Origin of the sequence: Pseudomonas chlororaphis subsp. chlororaphis, from assembly GCF_003945765.1 — a bacterium.
In the GTDB taxonomy this organism is placed as follows: Bacteria; Pseudomonadota; Gammaproteobacteria; order Pseudomonadales; family Pseudomonadaceae; genus Aquipseudomonas; species Aquipseudomonas chlororaphis.
The window spans coordinates 854,385-872,947 of sequence record NZ_CP027712.1 but is presented as its reverse complement, the minus strand read 5'-3'; the positions used below and the strand labels follow the sequence as shown (position 1 = coordinate 872,947).

Genomic DNA, 18,563 nt, shown 5'->3' with positions numbered 1-18,563 from the left:
GTAGCCGCTGCCGCAGGCTGCGATAAGGCCGAAGGCCTTCAGCGATCTCACGCCCTTGCGCCCCCTTCGGTGGCGATCGCAGCCTGCGGCAGCGGCTACATCCTGTGTCAGGCTTGTGGCACGCCACCGATAGTAGCCGGATTTACGCGGGGAGGTTGAACACCGCCTTGAGGTGTTCTTCGTAGCGCTGCACGTCGGCCTCGATGTTCGGGCGCTTCATCACGTCGACGCAGAGGAAGGTCGGCAGGCCGCGCATGCCGAGGAACTGGTTGGCCTTGTGGAACGGGAAGTACACCGCGTCCACGCCCTTGGCTTCGAAGAAGTCGGTCGGGTCGTCGAAGGCTTGCTGCGGAGCGTTCCAGGTCAGCGACAGCATGTACTGCTTGTCGTGGATCAGGCCGCCGCTGCCGTACTTCTGCGAGGCATCGGAACGGGTGCGGCCATCGCTGGCGTAGAGGCTGCCGTGGCCCTCGGTGAAGACTTCGTCGATGTACTTTTTCACGATCCACGGCGCGCCCATCCACCAACCCGGCATCTGGTAGACGATCACGTCGGCCCAGAGGAACTTGGCCACTTCTTCCTGGATGTCGTAGCCCTCGTCGATGTGGGTGACTTTGACGTCCACGCCGCCACGGTCCAGCACCGCCACCGCAGCTTCATGCAGGGTCGCGTTATAGCGGCCGTCGGAGTGGGCGAACTTCTTGCCACCGTTGAGCAACAGTACTTTTTTCATGATCCAGCCTCATCAGGAACAACCCTTTGGCGCTGCGCTGCAGGGCCGGGTCGAGAAAATTAAAAAACGATGGGGCGGAGAATATCGTTGAAAGACGATATGAATAAGCGCGATCCAGGCAAAAAGTATTTGACCAATACGCACGAATAGGCGGCGGATTCGTGTCGTAGAATTTTTAAAACTCCCTTTACCCAGGAACGCAGCATGTCCGAACAGCACGGTTTTATCCTTCACGCCAAAACCCGCCCGGAAATGGCCGAGGCCTTCGAGGCGCTGTTTCGCGCCTATGTCGAGCCGAGCCGCGCCGAACCCGGCTGCATCGAATACCACATGCTGCGCGACCAGCAGGACCCGAGCCTGTTCATCTTCTATGAGATCTGGGAATCCCAGGCGCACCTGGACGTGCACTCCAACCTGCCGCACATGAAGGCGTTCTTCGACAAGCGCATGGATTACCTGGAGCGCGACTTCGATATCCGCCGCATCGACATGCTCAGCCCGTCGTCCGCTAGCCGCTGATTAGTAGATGGGCACCCAGCAGGGCCAGGCCGCTGAAAAACACCCGCTTGAACAGCACGGCGCTGATGCGCTGGCGCAGTGCCTGGCCCAGCCACATGCCGAGCAGGGCCGGGATCAGCGCCAGCAGCGAAGCGCTGAGTTCGCCGCCGCCCAGGGCGCCGCGCCAGTACAGGCCGGCCGCCAGGGCCAGGGTCGAGACGGTGAACGACAGCCCCAGGGCCTGCACCAGTTCGTCCTTGTGCAGCCCCAACGCCTGTAGATAAGGCACCGCCGGAATCACGAACACCCCGGTGGCCGAGGTGATGACGCCCGTCACCAGGCCACAGGCCGGGCCCAGCCAGGTTTCCATTCGCGGCCGCAGCCGCAGGGTCGGCAGCAGCAACCCGCTCAGGGCATAGAGCAATAACGCCGCCCCCAGCGCCCGCACCACCCAATGCCCACCGTCGATCCCCAGCCACAGGCTGCCCAGGCCGGTGCCGATGAATATCGCCAGCAGCAGCGGCCACAAGCGCTTGAGCAACGTCCACAGATACCCACCGAATGCCAGCTGCCAGACATTGGTCAAGGTCGCCGGGATGATCAACAGGGCCGCAGCCTGCGTTGGCGCCATAGCCAGGCCAAGCAGGCCCATGGCGATGGTCGGCAGACCAAGACCGATCACACCCTTGATCATGCCGGCCAGGACAAAGGTGCCGATCACCAGCAGGGACAGGAGCAAACCGAGGTTCTGGTAAAACGCGAGAGAAGTGTTCATGGCGCTATCCTGCGCCCTCGGCGGTGGGCTGAAAATCTGCCATATACTGAGGCAGCCTCTTGTTTGGCGAGAGGCTGTAGATTTTCAGTGGCTGTGATGGCTCTATCGCGGGCAAGCCTCGCTCCTACAGAAGACCATCATCTGTAGGAGCGAGGCTTGCCCGCGATAGCCGCAAAGCGGCGTTATCAAGGACACCCCATGCACTTCGACCTGACCGACCTGCGCCTGTACTTGAACATCCTCGACGCCGGCAATATCACCGCCGGCGCCAGCCGCAGCCATTTGTCCCTGGCCGCGGCCAGTGCACGAATCCGCGCCATGGAAGCGTCCCTGGGCACCGAGTTCCTGCAGCGCGGCCGCCGAGGCGTGAGCCCGACGCCCGCCGGCAAGGCCCTGGCCCAGCACGCGCGCGGCCTGCTGCAACAAGCCGAGCACCTGCGCCAGGACCTGGCCGAATATGCCCGGGGCGTCAAAGGCCAGGTGCGCCTGTTGTGCAACACCACGGCGATCACCGAATACCTGCCAGAGCCGCTGGCGGACTTTCTCTGCGCCCACCCCAACCTCGACATCGACCTGCAGGAACTGCCCAGCCTGCGCATCACCCACGCCTTGCGCCAGGGCGCGGCGGACCTGGGGATAGTCTCCGACGCGGTGGATACCCAGGACCTGCAGACCCTGGCGTTTCGCGACGACCCGCTGGTGCTGGTCCTGCCCGCCCACCACCCGCTGGCGGACGGTCGGGCGGTGAGTTTCAGCGACAGCCTGCACCACGACTATGTCGGCCTCGCCGCCCACAGCGCCCTGGCCGTATACCTGGAAGAACAGGCCTTGCACCTGGGGCTGCGGATGCCGATCCGCATCCGCGCCGACGGCTTCGACGGAGTCATGCGCATGGTCGCCCGGGGCGCCGGATTGGCCGTGGTGCCCCGGGCCGCCGTCGAACGCCGGGGGCCGGATGCATCGCTCAACGTGCTGCCGCTGGTGGAGGCCTGGGCGCAACGCAAGTTGCTGCTCTGCGCCCGCGACTTCAACGCTCTGCCGCCCTACGCCAAGGCCCTCCTGGAAACCCTGGGCCAACTGTAGGAGCAGCCGGTCGACGCTCGATTGCTCGCGAATAGTGTTCGTCGCGACGCTGCGGTGAATGGTCGCTGCGCGGATCGCGAGCAAGCTTCGCTCCTACAGGTTTGGGGTCAGACCTTGGACGGGTTCAGCTCGGCGGCGGCCCGGGTTTTTCTGAAGCAGGCGAAGTAGACCGCCGTCAGGATCAGCAGGAACGGCACGCCGAACACCAGGGTCATCTTGAAGGCCTCGGTGAAGTAGGTGGTGATCATCACCGCGCCCATCAGCACCAGGCCCAGCAACGTGCTCCAGGGGAACAGGCGCATGCGGAACGACAGCTGCTGCTCGCCATGGCGCTGGTGGTAACGGCGGAAGCAGTAGTGCGTGAGGAAGATCATGAACCAGGTGAAGATCGCGCCGAACATCGAGATCGCCATCATCAGGGTGAACGAGCTTTCCGGGTACAGCACGTTGATCAGGGTCGCCAGGCCGATGCCCGAGCTGGACAGCAGCAAGGCGTTCAACGGGATGCCGCTCTTGCTCAGGGCGCCCATGGACTTGGGTGCATAACCGCCGCGGGACAGGCTGAACATCATGCGCGTGGTGATGTACAGCTGGCTGTTCATCGCCGACAGCGCGGCGATCAGGATCACGAAGTTCATCACTCCGGTGGCGCCGGGAATGCCGATGGTCTGCATCACCGTGACGAACGGGCTCTGCGCCTTGCCGGCCTGGACCCAGGGCACGATGGCCAGCATCAGCGCCAGGGTCAGCAGGTAGAACACCACCAGCCGCACCATGGTCGCGCGAAAGGCCTTTTTCACCGCCCGCTGCGGATCCTCGGCTTCGCCGGCGGCCACCGCGATCATCTCCACGCTCAGGTAGCTGAAGATCGAGACAATCACCGCGATCCACATGCCCTGCACACCGTGGGGGAAAAAGCCGCCGTGGGCGGTGTAATTGTGCAGGCCGTAGTCAGCATTGCCGGAGCCGAACACCACGTACACCGCGAGGATGATGAAGCCGACGATGGCGGCGATCTTGATGGTGGAGAACCAGTACTCGAAGTTGCCGAAGGTTTTCACGCTGATGGCGTTGAGCAGGATCAGCACGCTGGAGAACGAGACGATCCACACCCATTCCGGCACGTGGGCGAACCAGTACTTCATGTACATGGCGATGGCCGTGACCTCGGCGCCGACCGCCAGCACGATGGCCGCCCAATAGGCATAGCGCACCAGGAACCCGGCCAGCGGGCTGATGTAGAACTCGGCGTAGGCGCCGAAGGAGCCGGAGGTGGAATGGGCCACGGTCATTTCCGCCAGGCAGCCCATCAGCAGCAGAGTGATCAGCGCGCCGATGGCGTAGCTGAGCAGCACGCTGGGCCCGGCGTAACCGATGGCGTAGGCGCTGCCCATGAACAGGCCGGTGCCAATCGCCCCGCCGATGGCGATCATGCTCATCTGCCCGGCTGTGAGCTGGCGCCTGAGGCCATGCTCACGCTTGGATATGGCTTCAAAGCCGGTGTTATCGTTCATGTTTCTGTCCTCTGAATATTGTCTTTCTTGAAGAGAGCACATCGTTGGGGGTGATGCCTGGGGCCGTCATATACGGCAGCGAATGGATCAGAAAATACTCAGCGGATATTCGATAATGAGTCGAACTTCATTGTTGTCGGTGGTATCCGCTCGAGCCACCTGGCTGGTTGAACGCAGCGAGCCCTGGCGCACTCGCACCGACAGGTCCTTGGCCTTGCCGGACTGCACGATGTAGCGCGCTTCAATGTCCCGTTCCCAGCGCTTTCCGTCGCTACCGTAACGTCCATAGGCGCCATTGACGCCACCGTCATAGTGGCTGTCGTCGATATGATCGCCGCTGACATACCGCGACATGAAACTCAGCCCCGGCACACCGAAAGGCGCCATGTCCAAGTCATATCGCAATTGCCAGGAACGTTCGTTGGGTGCATTGAAATCAACGATCTGTATTGAGTTGGCGAGAAAAATCGAGGTGCCCGGCTGCTGATCGAAACCCAGATAATCGAACGGTTCATCGCCATCGACGCGTTGATAGGCCAGGGTCAAGCGATGTGCGCCGACCTTGTAGGAACCGGCCAGCGACCAGGTGGTATTGTCGATCTTCCCGGCCAGGCTCTGGCCGGTGTCGTTGGTGCGATAGATATTGAAGTCAAGGTTCAGCGACTGGCTTGCGCTTACTGGGTAGGTGTAGCTGGCATTGGCATAGTACTGCCGCCAGATATCGGTGAACTGCGAGCCGTACAGGCTGACGCTTAACTGGTCGTTCAGGCTATAGACGCCACCCAGGTAATCGACGCTGCGGGTTTCCACGCCGGCATACAAGGCTTTGAGAGCGCCATTGTCATTGGTCGATGCACTGTCGTTGCCTGAAGTGAAATGCCCGGCGTCGAGCAGCAGACCGTTCAATTCGCTGCTGGTCAGCTGAAAGCCGTTAGCCTGTTGAGTGAACAGTCGCGCGTTGCCCGTGCCGAACACCGGGTTGAGCGGTGTCAGGTTGCCGTATTTGAGTTCGGTTTTCGAGATCCGCATCTTGAGCGCACCGCCCGCTTCGGAGTATTCATCCTCGGCGCGACCGTCGGAGTCGAGTGGCAACAAACCCGTACCGCTACGCCCCTTGCCGCTGTCGAGTTTAATCCCCACCTGCGCGAAGGCGTCGATGCCGAAACCCACGGTTCCCTGGGTATAGCCGGATCGGTAATCCAGCAGGACCCCATGAGCCCACTCGTTCCGATAGTTCTGGGCGCCGGGGTTGTTGAGGTTGTTGCGATAGAAATAGAAGTTGCGGTTAGTCAGGGTCAGGCGGCTGTCTTCGACGAATCCATGGTCGGAGGCGGCATACGCCAGTTGGCCGAGACAAGTACTGATGGCAAGCGGCAAGACTGACCAGAGGGGCGGTTTCATTCTGCATGTTCCTTATTATTATGTTTTCTCAGAACGCTTTATTGGAGGCGACCGAAGCCCCGCCGCCGAAAAAATCGCAACGGCAGGACAACGAGGCCAGGGGTATCAGGTGACGCTGTGGCGCACCTGGAACTGCGCTTGGGACCAGGTTTTCTGGTCGAGGATTTCACCGAGGATCTGCACCGCGTCCCAGACTTCGCTGAAGCGGGTGTACAGCGGCGTGAAGCCGAAGCGCATGATCCGCGGTTCGCGGTAGTCGCCGATCACGCCCCGGGCGATCAGGGCCTGGATCACCGCATAACCTTCGGGGTGTTCGAAGCTGACATGACTGCCGCGCTTGTCGTGTTCGCGCGGGGTGACCAGCTTCAGGCCATGGGCCGCACAGCGCTGTTCCACCAGTTCGATGAACAGGTCGGTCAGGGCCAGGGACTTGCGCCGCAGGCTGGCCATGTCGGTCTGCTCGAAGATCTCCAGGCCGCACTCGACCATGGCCAGCGACGTGATCGGCTGGGTGCCGCACAGGTAGCGGGCGATGCCGCTGCTCGGCTGATACTGCACGTCCATGTCGAACTGCCGCGCATGGCCGAACCAGCCGGCCAACGGCTGCCTGACCAGATCGCAGACGGCCGGCGAGACCCAGGCGAAGGCTTGCGAGCCCGGGCCGCCGTTGAGGTATTTGTAGGTGCAGCCGATGGCGTAGTCGGCGCCGGCCTGCTTCAGGTCCACCGGCACCGCGCCGGCGGAGTGGGCCAGGTCCCACAGGCTCAGCGCGCCGCATTCGTGGGTCAGCGCGGTCACCGCCTGCATGTCGTGCATGTAGCCGGTCTTGTAGTTGACGTGGGTCAGCATGACCACCGCGGTGTCTTCGCCAATGGCCTGGGGCAGCGCCTCGGGGCTGTCCACCAGGCGCAGGGAATAGCCCTGCTGCAACATCTCGGTCAGGCCTTCGGCGATGTACAGGTCGCTGGGAAAGTTGCTGCTCTCGCTGACGATCACCCGCCGCTGCGGGGCCTTGAGCGCCTGCACCCGCAAGGCGGCGCTGAGCACCTTGAACAGGTTGATCGAGGTGGTGTCGGTGATCACCACTTCGTTGGCATCGGCGCCAATCAGCTTGGCCAGGCGGTCGCCCAGGCGCTGCGACAGGTCGCGCCAGCCGGCAGTGTTCCAGCTGCGGATCAGGCCATTGCCCCATTCCTCGGCAATCACCTGTTGCGCCCGTTGCAGGGCCGCGACCGGGCGGGCGCCGAGGGAGTTGCCGTCGAGATAGATCACCCCGTCGGGCAGCGCGAACTGGTTGCGCAGCGGTGCCAGCGGGTCCTGTGCGTCGAGGGCCAGGCAGTGGTTTCTTGTTGTCATGGGAAGTCCTGTTTTCACTAAGGCATGCGGCGGCACACGCCATGCCAGGGGCGGCATCGGCGGCTGCGCGGTGAAGAAATAATGAACGAAGCCCCGGAGAATTTTCGTGCAAAATGCGCTATGAGAGCGGCATAGTCTCGAAGATTATTCGACTACAACTTAAAAAAACGCGGATAAATGCCAACCATGATTCTCGACTCTACAGACCTGCGAATCCTGCACTTCCTGCAACAGGACGGCCGTATCAGCAACCAGGAGCTGGCGGAGAAAGTCGCCCTCTCGCCCTCGGCCTGCCTGCGTCGCCTGCGCCTGCTGGAGGGCGAAGGCATCATCAGCGGCTATCGCGCGGTGCTGAATGCCGAGCGTTTGGGGATCGAGTTGGAGGCCATCGTTCATGTGTCGCTGCGCCAGGACGTGGCGGACTGGCACGAGACCTTTATCAAGAAGGTCCAGCAGTGGCCGGAAGTGGTGACCGCCTATGTGGTCACCGGCGCCAGCAACTATGTGCTGCGGGTCCAGGCGCGCAACCTCAAGCACTTCTCGGATTTCATCGTCAATCACCTGAACCGCACGTCCGGGGTCACCGACATCCGCTCGGAAATCGTCCTGCAGAAAATCAAGGAGCAGGACGGCCTGCTGGACCTGGTATTGCGCAAGTAACTGCTAGAAACCACCCAGGCGCCGCGCATCGTGGCGCTGCAGGGTGACGCTGGGCGACTCGCCGAACAGCTTGCGGTATTCGGCGGAGAACCGCCCCAGATGGCTGAAGCCCCAGCCCAGGGCGATCTCGGAAATGGTCCGCGCCGAGCCGTGTTCGAGGATCTCCTGGCGCACCGCGTTGAGCCGGTACTTCTTCAGGTAGACCATCGGCGACAGGGCGAAGTACTTCTTGAAGGCCTCAAACAGCTTGAAGCGCGAAACCCCGGCGGCGGCTTCCAGGTCTTCCAGGCCCAGCGGTTCGCGGGCGTTGGCGTGAATGTACTGGCGGGCGCGGACCAGGTAGTGGGGCAACTTGACCTCCAGCACCTCGCGCAGCTCCGCCGAGTAGTTGTTCGGCTGGGCCAGGATCAGGCCCTTGATCAAGGAGCTTTCCAGGTCCCGGGTGAAGGCCAGCTGTTCGTACAGCTCGCTGCTGCGCTCCAGCTCGGCGATGAAATACCGCGCCATGCGCCACCAGGACGCCGACGCCCCCTCCACCGCATCCATCACCGCCTCGAAGCGCAGCGGCGCTTGCGGCGGGCGTTGCAGCAAGGCTTCGAGGGCCTCGCTCATGGCCGCCCGGGTAATCACCACCTGGACTTTGCGGCAGTCGCCGGAGATCGCCAGCATCTGGCTTTCATTGGGCGCGATGATCACCCCCTGGTCGCGGTTGGAACGCAGCAGCCGGCCGTCCTTGCTCAGTTCCTGATCGCCGCTCAGCGGCAAGCTCAGGCTGTAGCTGCTGAAGCGCTCGGCGTCTTCGATATCGATGGTGACGTCGGTGCCGTATTCGATGGTGCCCAGGGTCGTGGCCCGCGACTTGAACACGTTGGCGCTGTGGTGAAAGCGGATGCGCTCGGGGGTCGCGGTCTCGAGCCGATGCGGCCCGCAAATGCCGGACATCCAGCTTCTCGCCCCCTCGAGGTCGTAGCGATCGATACGAATATCGCGAAACTGCGAATCAGCCTTGCTATTCATCACGGCGCACCCACGGCAATATTTTTTTTGCGCGCTCTGACGGCGCGTCTGGCTTGAAGTACTGGCTTGCTTGCAACAGCCGACAGCAAGTTTTGCGCCACCGCCCGGCACTGCCAACCGACTGGATAGCAATCGCCGACTAAGTGGATAGAACCCGTCCACCCGGTGCGCAAAACCCACGCAAGACTGCGCCAAACAGTAGCTCATCGCGACATCGCGGTGCAGCCGTTGATCGCCTGGGACGCAGGCCCTGGGTATTTCCACCACACCCGAACGCCGCCCCCGTAGCCGCTGCCGCAGGCTGCGATCGGCTCGGTCCGCGTTCGGGCGCAGCAGGCGTAAAACCGCCTATCGCGGTGTTCCTGTCAGATCGTGTGTTCAGATTTTGCGGCGACTGCGTCGCCGATCGCAGCCTGCGGCAGCGGCTACAGGTGGCCGGGCAATTTTATGGATGGCCTTGGCCGACTAAGCGGATAGCCACCTCTGCCCCGCACTCTCTCTAATGCATGCACCGATTGGCCTGAACAAGAAAGGTACTCACTCATGAGTGGTGCAAGAAACACAGAACAATGGAAAAGCTTCATCGACGGCTGCCTGGATTTTCGTCCGGACGACGGCGTATTCCGCATCGCCCGGGACATGTTCACCGAGCCCGAGCTGTTCGACCTGGAGATGGAACTGATCTTCGAGAAGAACTGGATCTACGCCTGCCACGAAAGCGAGCTGGCCAACAACCACGACTTCGTCACCATGCGCGCCGGGCGCCAGCCGATGATCATCACCCGCGACGGCGAAGGCCGGCTCAACGCGCTGATCAACGCCTGCCAGCACCGCGGCACCACCCTGACCCGGGTCGGCAAGGGCAACCAGTCCACCTTCACCTGCCCGTTCCACGCCTGGTGCTACAAGAGCGACGGACGCCTGGTGAAGGTCAAGGCGCCGGGGGAATACCCCGAAGGCTTCGACAAGGCCACCCGCGGCCTGAAGAAAGCCCGCATCGACAGCTACAAGGGCTTCGTCTTCATCAGCCTCGACGTCCATGCCGACAACTCCCTGGAGGACTTTCTCGGCGACGCCAAGGTGTTCTTCGACATGATGGTCGCCCAGTCGCCCACCGGTGAACTGGAAGTCCTGCCCGGCAAGTCCGCCTACACCTATGACGGCAACTGGAAACTGCAGAACGAGAACGGCCTCGACGGTTATCACGTGAGCACCGTGCACTACAACTACGTGGCCACGGTACAGCACCGCCAGCAGGTCAACAGCGAGAACGGCGGCGCCAGCGCCACCCTCGACTACAGCAAGCTCGGCGCCGGCGACGCCAACACCGACGACGGCTGGTTCGCCTTCAACAACGGCCACAGCGTGCTGTTCAGCGACATGCCCAACCCTGCGGTGCGCTCCGGCTACGCCACCATCATGCCGCGGCTGGTGGAGGAGTACGGCCAGGAAAAGGCCGAATGGATGATGCACCGCCTGCGCAACCTCAACGTCTACCCGAGCCTGTTCTTCCTCGACCAGATCAGCTCGCAGCTGCGGATCATCCGCCCGCTGGCCTGGAACAAGACCGAGATCATCAGCCAGTGCATCGGGGTCAAGGGCGAGTCCGACGCCGACCGGGAAAACCGCATCCGCCAGTTCGAGGACTTCTTCAACGTCTCGGGCATGGGCACCCCCGACGACCTGGTGGAATTCCGCGAAGCCCAGCGCGGTTTCCAGGGCCGCCTGGAACGCTGGAGCGATATCTCCCGCGGCAGCCACCGCTGGGCAACCGGGCCGACCCGCAACAGCGAAGCCATCGGCATCCAGCCAGCCATGACCGGCACCGAATTCACCCACGAAGGGCTGTACGTCAACCAGCACCGCAACTGGCAGAGATTCCTCCTCGACGGGCTGGCCCGGCAATCCCTGAAACTGCGTGAGGTGTGAACATGAGTGCGCAACTGCAATACCGTATCGAGCAGTTTTTCTACCGCAAGTCCGAGCTGTGCGACGCCCAGGACTGGGATGCCTACCTCGAACTCTTCGACCCGCAGAGCGAGTTCCACCTGCCGCAGTGGGACTCCGAGCATGTCTATACCATCGACCCGAAACGCGGCATGTCGCTGATCTACTACGCCAACCGCTCGGGCCTGGAAGATCGGGTGTTCCGTATCCGCACCGGCAAGGCCGCCTCGACCATTCCGATGCCGCGCACCCTGCACAACATCAGCAACGTGCGGATCGCCGAGCAGGCCGATGGCAGCCTGCAAGTGCGGCTGAACTGGCACACGCTGTTCTATCGCCTGGCCACCGCCGAGCAGTTCTTCGGCCATGCCACCTACAGCCTCAAGGCCCACGGCGACAGCTGGCTGATCACTCGCAAGCATGTGCTGCTGCTCAACGACACCATCAACTCGGTGCTCGATTTCTACCACCTCTGACGGAGACCGGGCATGAACCACAAGGTCGCGTTCAGCTTTGCCGATGGCAAGACGCTGTTCTTCCCTGTAAACGCCAACGAAATACTGCTCGACGCCGCCCTGCGCAACGGCATCAAGATCCCCCTCGACTGCCGCGAAGGCGTCTGCGGCACCTGCCAGGGCCGCTGCGAATCGGGCAACTACAGCCAGGACTACGTGGACGAGGAAGCCCTCTCCAGCGCCGACTTGGAGCAGCGCAAGATGCTCAGTTGCCAGACCCGGGTGCAGTCCGATGCCACCTTCTACTTCGACTTCGACTCCAGCCTGTGCAGCGCCGCGGGGCCCGCGCTACTGGGTGCCACAGTCAGCGCAGTGCGCCAGGTCTCCGACAGCACGGCGATCCTGCAACTGCAGCTCGACGAGGGTCAAGCGGCGCTGGACTTCCTGCCGGGGCAATATGCCCGGCTGTCGGTCCCCGGCACGTCGAGCAAGCGCTCTTACTCGTTCGCCAACCGCTCGGGCAGCCAGCAGTTGCAATTCCTCCTGCGCCTACTGCCCGACGGGGCGATGAGCAATTACATCCGCGAACGCTGCCAGGTCGGCGACCGTATCGAGCTGGAGGCGCCGCTGGGCGCCTTCTACCTGCGCCATATCGTCCGGCCGCTGGTGCTGGTAGCCGGCGGCACCGGGTTGTCGGCGCTGCTGGCGATGCTCGAACAACTGGTCGCCGACGGCTGCACCCAGCCGGTGCACCTGTACTACGGGGTGCGCAACGTCGCCGACCTGTGCGAAACCGCGCGTATCGAGGCTTATGCCGGCCAACTGCCGGGCTTTCGCTACACTCCGGTGATCAGCGAGCCGACGGCGGACTGGCCGGGCAAGCGCGGTTATATCGCCGAGCATTTCGATTGCAGCGAACTGCGCGATGCTCCGGTGGACATGTACGTCTGCGGACCGCCACCGATGGTCGAGTCGATCAAGAACTGGTTGCAAGATCAGCAACTTGAGAGCGTTCAGCTGTATTACGAGAAGTTCACCGAGAGTAATATCTGATCCGTCCGCCGTCAGCCGCGATCTGGCCGCGAATACGGACAGATCCGATAACAATGAGAAGAGAGCGTGATTAGTGGATGAAATCCTGAAACCCGGCGAACTCAAGCGTGGCTTGAAGAACCGCCATATTCAGCTGATTGCCCTGGGCGGGGCGATCGGCACCGGACTGTTCCTGGGCTCCGCCGGCGTGCTCAAGTCCGCCGGCCCTTCGATGATCCTCGGTTATGCGATAGCCGGGTTCATCGCCTTCCTGATCATGCGCCAGCTCGGCGAAATGATCGTCGAGGAACCGGTGGCCGGGTCCTTCAGCCACTTCGCGCACAAATACTGGGGCGGTTACTTCGGCTTTCTCGCCGGCTGGAACTATTGGGTGCTGTACGTGCTGGTGGGCATGGCCGAACTCACGGCCGTGGGCAAGTACGTGCAGTTCTGGTGGCCGGAAATCCCGTCCTGGGTCAGCGCGGCGGTGTTCTTCGTGCTGGTCAACCTGATCAATATGATGAACGTGAAGTTCTTCGGCGAAGCCGAGTTCTGGTTCGCCATCATCAAGGTGGTGGCCATCATCGGCATGATCGCCCTGGGCTGCTACATGCTGGCCAGCGGCAGCGGCGGCCCGCAGGCGGCGGTGAGCAACCTGTGGAGCCACGGCGGGTTCTTCCCCAATGGCGGCACCGGCCTGCTGATGGCCATGGCCTTCATCATGTTTTCCTTCGGCGGCCTGGAACTGGTGGGTATCACCGCCGCCGAGGCCAGCGAGCCACGCAAGGTGATCCCCAAGGCGATCAACCAGGTGGTGTACCGGGTGCTGATCTTCTACGTCGGCGCCCTCACCGTGCTGCTGTCGCTGTACCCCTGGGACCAGTTGCTGCAGACCCTCAACGCTTCCGGTGACTCCTACAGCGGCAGCCCATTCGTGCAGATTTTTGCCCTGATCGGCAGCGACACCGCGGCGCACATCCTCAACTTCGTGGTCCTGACCGCGGCGCTCTCGGTGTACAACAGCGGCGTGTACTGCAACAGCCGCATGCTCTACGGCCTGGCCGAACAGGGCGACGCGCCCAAGGCGATGATGAAGCTGAACAAACAGGGCGTGCCGCTGCTGGCCCTGGGCGTTTCGGCGCTGATCACCCTGCTCTGCGTGGTGGTCAACTACCTGGCGCCGCAGGAAGCGCTGGAACTGCTGATGGCACTGGTCGTTGCCTCGCTGATGATCAACTGGGCGCTGATCAGCCTGACCCACCTGAAGTTCCGCAAGTCCATGGGCCAGCAAGGCATAGTGCCGTCGTTCAAGACCTTCTGGTTTCCGTTCAGCAACTATCTGTGCCTGGCCTTCATGCTGATGATCGTCAGCGTGATGCTGATGATTCCCGGCATACGGGTGTCGGTCTACGCGATCCCGGTGTGGGTTGCGCTGATCTGGGTGTTCTACCGTCTGCGGGTAGCCAGGTCCGGCGCTCGCGCGGTGGCCTGACAACGGCGGCACATGACCCTGTAGCCGCTGCCGCAGGCTGCGATCGATCGGTACGGTCGCAGCGATCTTGAGGACGCCGGAGGTCCTGCGGACCTATCGCAGCCTGCGGCAGCGGCTACAGGGATTGGCATAAACAAAAAGGCCCGGCATTCGATGAATGCCGGGCCTTTTTGTTGGCCTGCCGCTTACAGCGTCGAACGTACGCGCCACAGCTCGGGGAACAGTACGGTGTCGAGCATCTTGCGCAGGTAACCGACGCCTTCGGTGCCGCCGGTGCCGGGCTGGAAGCCGATGATGCGTTCCACCGTGGTCACATGGCGGAAGCGCCACTGGCGGAAGGAGTCTTCCAGGTCGATAAACTTCTCCGCCAACTGGTACAGGTCCCAGTAGCGCGACGGGTCGGTGTAGACCTCGCGCCAGGCGGCTTCCACCGACGGGTCATGCTGGGTCGGCGCCTGGCTGTTCAGGGCCAGTCGCTCGGGGTCGATGGCCAGCCCGGCCTTGGCCATCAGGCCGATGGCTTCGTCGTACAGCGACGGCGTGGCGATCGCCAGCTCCAGCTCCTTGAGCAGTTCCGGCCGATGGGCATGGGGGCGCAGCAGGGTCGCGCTCTTGTTGCCAAGGATGAACTCGATCTCGCGGTACTGGAACGACTGGAAACCCGACGAGTGCCCCAGGTACGGGCGGATCGACTTGTACTCGGACGGGGTCATGGTCGCCAGCACCGCCCAGGCATGCACCAGCTGGTCGAAGATCCGCGACACCCGCGCCAGCATCTTGAACGCCGGTGGCAGCTGCCCCTGATGCACGTGCTCGCGAGCCGCCTTGAGCTCGTGCAGCATCAGTTTCATCCACAGCTCCGAAGTCTGGTGCTGGATGATGAAGAGCATTTCGTTGTGGTCCGGCGACAAGGGGTGCTGGGCATTGAGGATGCGCCCCAGGTCCAGGTAGTCGCCGTAGCTCATGGAGTCGGAAAAATTCAGCTCGGCGTTATGCCAGTTGTCGGGCGGCGGGTTGTTCGAATAGGGACATTGACTCATCGCGTGGGCTCCTCATGTCAGGTCGCGGCCGGTCGATCACCCGGCGCGGGCCTTGATCGAGGGCGCGCGGGGTCGAAGCTTCGTTGTTGTAAATACTATTGTAGGAATTATCGCGGCAAAGGCCGCAGGATGGCGCGCACCGGGCTCGCATCCAGATGAGCGAAACGCAGGGGGAGCGCGATCAGTTCGTAGTCGCCTTCGGCCACCTCGTCGAGCACGATGCCTTCGAGAATCGCCAGGCCATGGCGGGCCACGGCGTTATGGGCCTCCATGGTTTTCGATTGCTGCGGGTCGAGGGACGGGGTGTCGATGCCGATCAGGCGCACGCCGTGGCTGGCCAGCAGCTCGACGGTCTCCTTGGCCACGGCGCTGAAATCCGGGTCCCAGCTGCTCAACGGCGCCTGTCGATAGGTACGCAGCAGCACCCGCTCGGGCAGGTTGTCCAGGTGCCCCTCCAGGTGCCGGGGCAATACCAGCGGCCCGCAACCCAGGCAATGCACGACCCGGCACGGGCCGAGGTAGACATCCAGCGGCACCTCGCCGATCGGCGCGCCATCGGCGCTGTAGTGCAGCGGCGCATCGACATGGGCACCGGTGTGCGGCGACAGGGTGATGCGCCCGACGTTCACCGGGCATTCGGGCCCGTATTGCCAGACCCGCTCTTCCTGGAACGGCGTATCGCCGGGCCAGGTCGGGGTCGCGGTACTCAGGGGCGGGCTGATGTCCCACCAGCTTGGGGTTGTGCTCATAGCGCTGCTCTCGGCCATTTCGACCTGAATCATACGAGCGATGCCCGTGAAGATTCTTGCGAAATGCTCCGGCGACCGCGAAATCTTTCGCATGAACTGCCAGGAAATCACTGATTCACGCTCGGAAATTTCAATGCAAACCGCGGCAACACTTCACGGGCGGGTACTGCGTTTCTGGGCACCCCGATGTCGAGTACAGACAACTGGCCGGGTGCCGGGCGCTATAGGGTGCGACTTCAGTTCTCAGCCAACGCCCCGGAGTCCTCATGACCGCGACTGCCCCCATCACCGTTCTGCGCGACACCCACCCGCTGCCGGTTCTCGATGCCTGCAAATGGGAAAAGCTCGAAGGCGACCCGCACACCGTCAACCTCAACGCCTACACCAGCGAAGACGGCAGCAAGATCATGGGTACCTGGATCTGCACGCCCGGCAAATGGCGCGTGGACTATGTGAAATGGGAGTACTGTCATTTCCAGGAAGGCTACTGCGTGATCACCCCGGACGGCATGGACCCGATCCACCTGCGCGCCGGCGATATCTTCGTGGTCGAGCCGGGGATGAAAGGCACCTGGGAAGTGGTCGAGACCGTGCGCAAGTATTTCGTTTTCGCCTGACACCCGAAAATGCGGGCCGCAGTTTTGCAAACTGTCTGATCGGCCCGGCGAAGAACTTTCCGCGAAACATCAAGAGGCGCTCATATCATTGAGGAGCGCCTCTTTTTATAAAGTCACAGCAATAAGGCAGACACCCCGCCATACACTTCCCGGCCTAATGATATTGGCCAACTAGAAGTTCACCCATCTCAGCCCAGCGAATACAGACAGCCCATTTAAACTTCCAGCAAGCTTGCTTAAACAAAAAAAACCAAGCAGACAACCCGCATTTAAAACTTTAGAAAGTCTATTAATACAACGACTAAAAAGGGGACGATTTCAACGTCCCCTTTTGCACATTAAAGTGCTTGATGGTGATGCACCTGACACTTAATCGTTGGCTTTTGAGATTTTCCATGAGCCGGTATTGCCGTCCCGATTCAGATAGGGGGTCGTCGATACCGCATATTTGACACCCTCGCCACTGGCATGCCCACAGGTATCCAGGAACCCGCCGCGCACATCGTTGTAGCCATTCAGGAAGTGCACGACATCCCCCTCTCTCACCTTGAAATCCTTGGGATCTGAGGTATCGGCGAAAATTCGCCAGTGCAGGGTATCCGCCGGCCGCGATTCCTTGAGGGCTGTGACCACGTTGTAGATCGACGGTTTTGTCGCGTGGCCATTGGTGTCCAGATAGCCACCCTCGTTGTTGTAGAGGTTCCACAGCAGAATCACATCGCAACTTTCAACCTCGGTTCCTACTGCCTTGCCTGTCGCGGACTCGATGATCCAGGTGCCAGTACCCGGGCCGCGATGAGGAGTGGTTGCGGTGACTACGCCGTAAAGGCTGTTCGGGGCGGTGGCATGGTTACAAGTATCGAGATAACCGCCATCCCAATTATTGTAACCATTCTTGATATGAACTTTGTCTCCGTATCTCAGGACATCTGCCATGGTCTATCTCCCTGATAAAACCTCATATACATGCCATATCCATGACATGTCGTCATTCGACAGAGACGCTGTCGACACAAGTCACCTTAGCTATCAATCCCGATACTGCCAGAGCATGCCTTATACATTGTCGCGATAAAGCTACTTGCGAATCTTCATCGCCTGCTTTGCAAATATTACGGACGATATTCGACCGTAAAGAACGGTCATAAACAGATGTGATTTTTCTGCACAAGCGCGATTGCCGAGGACGGCGCACTCGATCCTGGCCCGTGCCAGCGGCTACAGGGGAGCGAGGTCCATTGAGGTAAGAGAGATGGCAAAAAACCGGGAGCCCGCCCGACGCGGGCTCCCGGAAAAATCCCCTATTGGGGCTTGCGATAGCTGTTGACGATAGCCGAGAAGTCCATGCCCCCTTCCCCGCGCTGGCTCATGGCCTGGTACAGCTGCTGCGCCACGGCGCCCAGCACCACCGGCTGGTGCGCCTGGCGGGCGGCCTCGGTGGCCAGGCCCAGGTCCTTGAGCATCAGCTCGGCGCCGAAGCCGCCGGTGTAGCCGCGGGCGGCCGGCGCGGTTTCGATCACGCCGGGCCAGGGGTTGTAGGTGTCGGAACTCCAGCAACGCCCGGTGGAGCTGTTGATGATGCCCGCCAGCACCTTGGTGTCGATCCCCAGGGCATCGCCCAGGGCCATGGCCTCGCTGACACCGATCATCGAAATGCCCAGCAGCAGGTTGTTGCAGATCTTGGCGATCTGCCCGGTACCCACTTCACCGCAGTGCACGATATTGCGGCCCATCTGCGCCAGCACCGGCTGCAGGGTGGCGAACAGTTCGGCGCTGGCGCCGACCATGAAGGTCAGGGTGCCCGCCGCCGCGCCGCCGGTACCGCCGGATACCGGCGCATCGGCCACGGCCACGCCTTGCTTGGCGGCCGCCGCGGCCACGTCGCGGGCGGTCTGCGGGTCGATGGTGCTGCAATCCACCGCCGGCGTGCCACGGGCGATGCCGGCCAGCACCCCGTCGTCACCCAGCCAGACGCTGCGCACATGGGGCGCGGCCGGCAGCATGGTGATCACCAGCTCGCTGTCTGCGGCGGCGGCGCGCGGCGAGGTACTGATGCTGCCACCCAGTTCGGCCAGTTCCTTGAGCACGGCCTGGTTCAGGTCGAACAGGTTCAACTGATGCCCGGCCTTGAGCAGGTTGCGCGCCATGGGTGCGCCCATGTTGCCCAGACCGATGAATGCGATTTTCATGAGCG

General features: G+C 62.2%; 17 protein-coding genes and 1 pseudogene. 8 read left to right on the top strand and 10 right to left on the bottom strand.

What is annotated here, in order from left to right; translation table 11 throughout:
• Positions 1-142: 142 nt before the first annotated feature.
• On the bottom strand, positions 143-733 hold the full coding sequence (locus C4K27_RS03830) for an NADPH:quinone oxidoreductase MdaB (protein WP_007927414.1): 591 nt from the start codon (positions 731-733) through the stop codon (positions 143-145).
• Positions 734-937: 204 nt separating this feature from the next.
• Between C4K27_RS03830 and C4K27_RS03825 the strand changes: the two genes are divergently transcribed.
• Entirely contained in the window at positions 938-1,252 is a 315-nt protein-coding gene (locus C4K27_RS03825; RefSeq protein ID WP_053259565.1) for a putative quinol monooxygenase, read from the top strand.
• Here C4K27_RS03825 and C4K27_RS03820 read toward each other — a convergent pair.
• Positions 1,242-2,006: a sulfite exporter TauE/SafE family protein gene (locus C4K27_RS03820; RefSeq protein ID WP_053259564.1), complete on the bottom strand. Its 765-nt coding sequence runs from the start codon at positions 2,004-2,006 to the stop codon at positions 1,242-1,244. The two genes, C4K27_RS03825 and C4K27_RS03820, sit on opposite strands and share 11 nt — an antisense overlap.
• 198 nt (positions 2,007-2,204) lie before the next feature.
• Between C4K27_RS03820 and C4K27_RS03815 the strand changes: the two genes are divergently transcribed.
• Positions 2,205-3,089 (top strand): LysR family transcriptional regulator, encoded by an 885-nt coding sequence (locus tag C4K27_RS03815; RefSeq protein WP_053259563.1) that lies wholly within the window; start codon positions 2,205-2,207, stop codon positions 3,087-3,089.
• A 93-nt stretch (positions 3,090-3,182) separates the two neighbouring features.
• Here the strand turns inward: C4K27_RS03815 and C4K27_RS03810 are convergent.
• The 3 genes and pseudogenes from C4K27_RS03810 to kynU form a co-directional block, all read right to left on the bottom strand.
• Positions 3,183-4,603 (bottom strand): annotated as a pseudogene (locus C4K27_RS03810) (amino acid permease).
• A gap of 87 nt (positions 4,604-4,690) precedes the next feature.
• Positions 4,691-6,004, bottom strand: a complete 1,314-nt coding sequence (locus tag C4K27_RS03805) for an OprD family porin (protein ID WP_053259561.1) — start codon at positions 6,002-6,004, stop codon at positions 4,691-4,693.
• A gap of 105 nt (positions 6,005-6,109) precedes the next feature.
• Positions 6,110-7,360 carry a kynureninase gene (kynU, locus tag C4K27_RS03800; protein ID WP_053259560.1) on the bottom strand — a complete coding sequence of 417 codons (1,251 nt, stop codon included), beginning with the start codon at positions 7,358-7,360 and terminating at the stop codon, positions 6,110-6,112.
• 186 nt (positions 7,361-7,546) lie between these two features.
• On the opposite strand from kynU, the gene C4K27_RS03795 reads away from it, so the two are divergent.
• Positions 7,547-8,020 carry an Lrp/AsnC family transcriptional regulator gene (locus C4K27_RS03795; protein ID WP_007927404.1) on the top strand — a complete coding sequence of 158 codons (474 nt, stop codon included), beginning with the start codon at positions 7,547-7,549 and terminating at the stop codon, positions 8,018-8,020.
• A 3-nt stretch (positions 8,021-8,023) separates the two neighbouring features.
• Here the strand turns inward: C4K27_RS03795 and C4K27_RS03790 are convergent, their stop codons facing one another.
• Positions 8,024-9,037, bottom strand: coding sequence for an AraC family transcriptional regulator (locus C4K27_RS03790; RefSeq protein ID WP_053259559.1), 1,014 nt, complete (start codon positions 9,035-9,037; stop codon positions 8,024-8,026).
• A 543-nt stretch (positions 9,038-9,580) separates the two neighbouring features.
• On the opposite strand from C4K27_RS03790, the gene antA reads away from it, so the two are divergent.
• The 4 genes from antA (at position 9,581) to C4K27_RS03770 (ending at position 13,963) form a co-directional block, all read left to right on the top strand.
• Positions 9,581-10,966, top strand: coding sequence for an anthranilate 1,2-dioxygenase large subunit (gene antA, locus C4K27_RS03785; protein ID WP_053259558.1), 1,386 nt, complete (start codon positions 9,581-9,583; stop codon positions 10,964-10,966).
• 2 nt (positions 10,967-10,968) lie between these two features.
• Positions 10,969-11,460 (top strand): anthranilate 1,2-dioxygenase small subunit, encoded by a 492-nt coding sequence (gene antB, locus C4K27_RS03780; protein ID WP_053259557.1) that lies wholly within the window; start codon positions 10,969-10,971, stop codon positions 11,458-11,460.
• Positions 11,461-11,472: 12 nt separating this feature from the next.
• Entirely contained in the window at positions 11,473-12,492 is a 1,020-nt protein-coding gene (antC, locus tag C4K27_RS03775; RefSeq protein WP_053259556.1) for an anthranilate 1,2-dioxygenase electron transfer component AntC, read from the top strand.
• A 73-nt stretch (positions 12,493-12,565) separates the two neighbouring features.
• Entirely contained in the window at positions 12,566-13,963 is a 1,398-nt protein-coding gene (locus tag C4K27_RS03770; RefSeq protein ID WP_007927390.1) for an amino acid permease, read from the top strand.
• A 185-nt stretch (positions 13,964-14,148) separates the two neighbouring features.
• Here C4K27_RS03770 and kynA read toward each other — a convergent pair whose 3' ends face one another.
• Positions 14,149-15,003 (bottom strand): tryptophan 2,3-dioxygenase, encoded by an 855-nt coding sequence (gene kynA, locus C4K27_RS03765; protein ID WP_053259555.1) that lies wholly within the window; start codon positions 15,001-15,003, stop codon positions 14,149-14,151.
• A gap of 107 nt (positions 15,004-15,110) precedes the next feature.
• A complete protein-coding gene (kynB, locus tag C4K27_RS03760) occupies positions 15,111-15,752 on the bottom strand; it encodes an arylformamidase (RefSeq protein ID WP_053260039.1) in 642 nt (213 codons plus the stop codon).
• 266 nt (positions 15,753-16,018) lie between these two features.
• Here kynB and C4K27_RS03755 point away from each other — a divergent pair, with 266 nt between their 5' ends.
• Positions 16,019-16,369 carry a cupin domain-containing protein gene (locus tag C4K27_RS03755; protein WP_007922165.1) on the top strand — a complete coding sequence of 117 codons (351 nt, stop codon included), beginning with the start codon at positions 16,019-16,021 and terminating at the stop codon, positions 16,367-16,369.
• Positions 16,370-16,738: 369 nt separating this feature from the next.
• Here C4K27_RS03755 and C4K27_RS31400 read toward each other — a convergent pair whose 3' ends face one another.
• Positions 16,739-17,305 carry a hypothetical protein gene (locus C4K27_RS31400; RefSeq protein ID WP_223815825.1) on the bottom strand — a complete coding sequence of 189 codons (567 nt, stop codon included), beginning with the start codon at positions 17,303-17,305 and terminating at the stop codon, positions 16,739-16,741.
• A 365-nt stretch (positions 17,306-17,670) separates the two neighbouring features.
• A complete protein-coding gene (mmsB, locus tag C4K27_RS03745) occupies positions 17,671-18,558 on the bottom strand; it encodes a 3-hydroxyisobutyrate dehydrogenase (RefSeq protein WP_053259553.1) in 888 nt (295 codons plus the stop codon).
• Between the last annotated feature and the right edge of the window lie 5 nt (positions 18,559-18,563).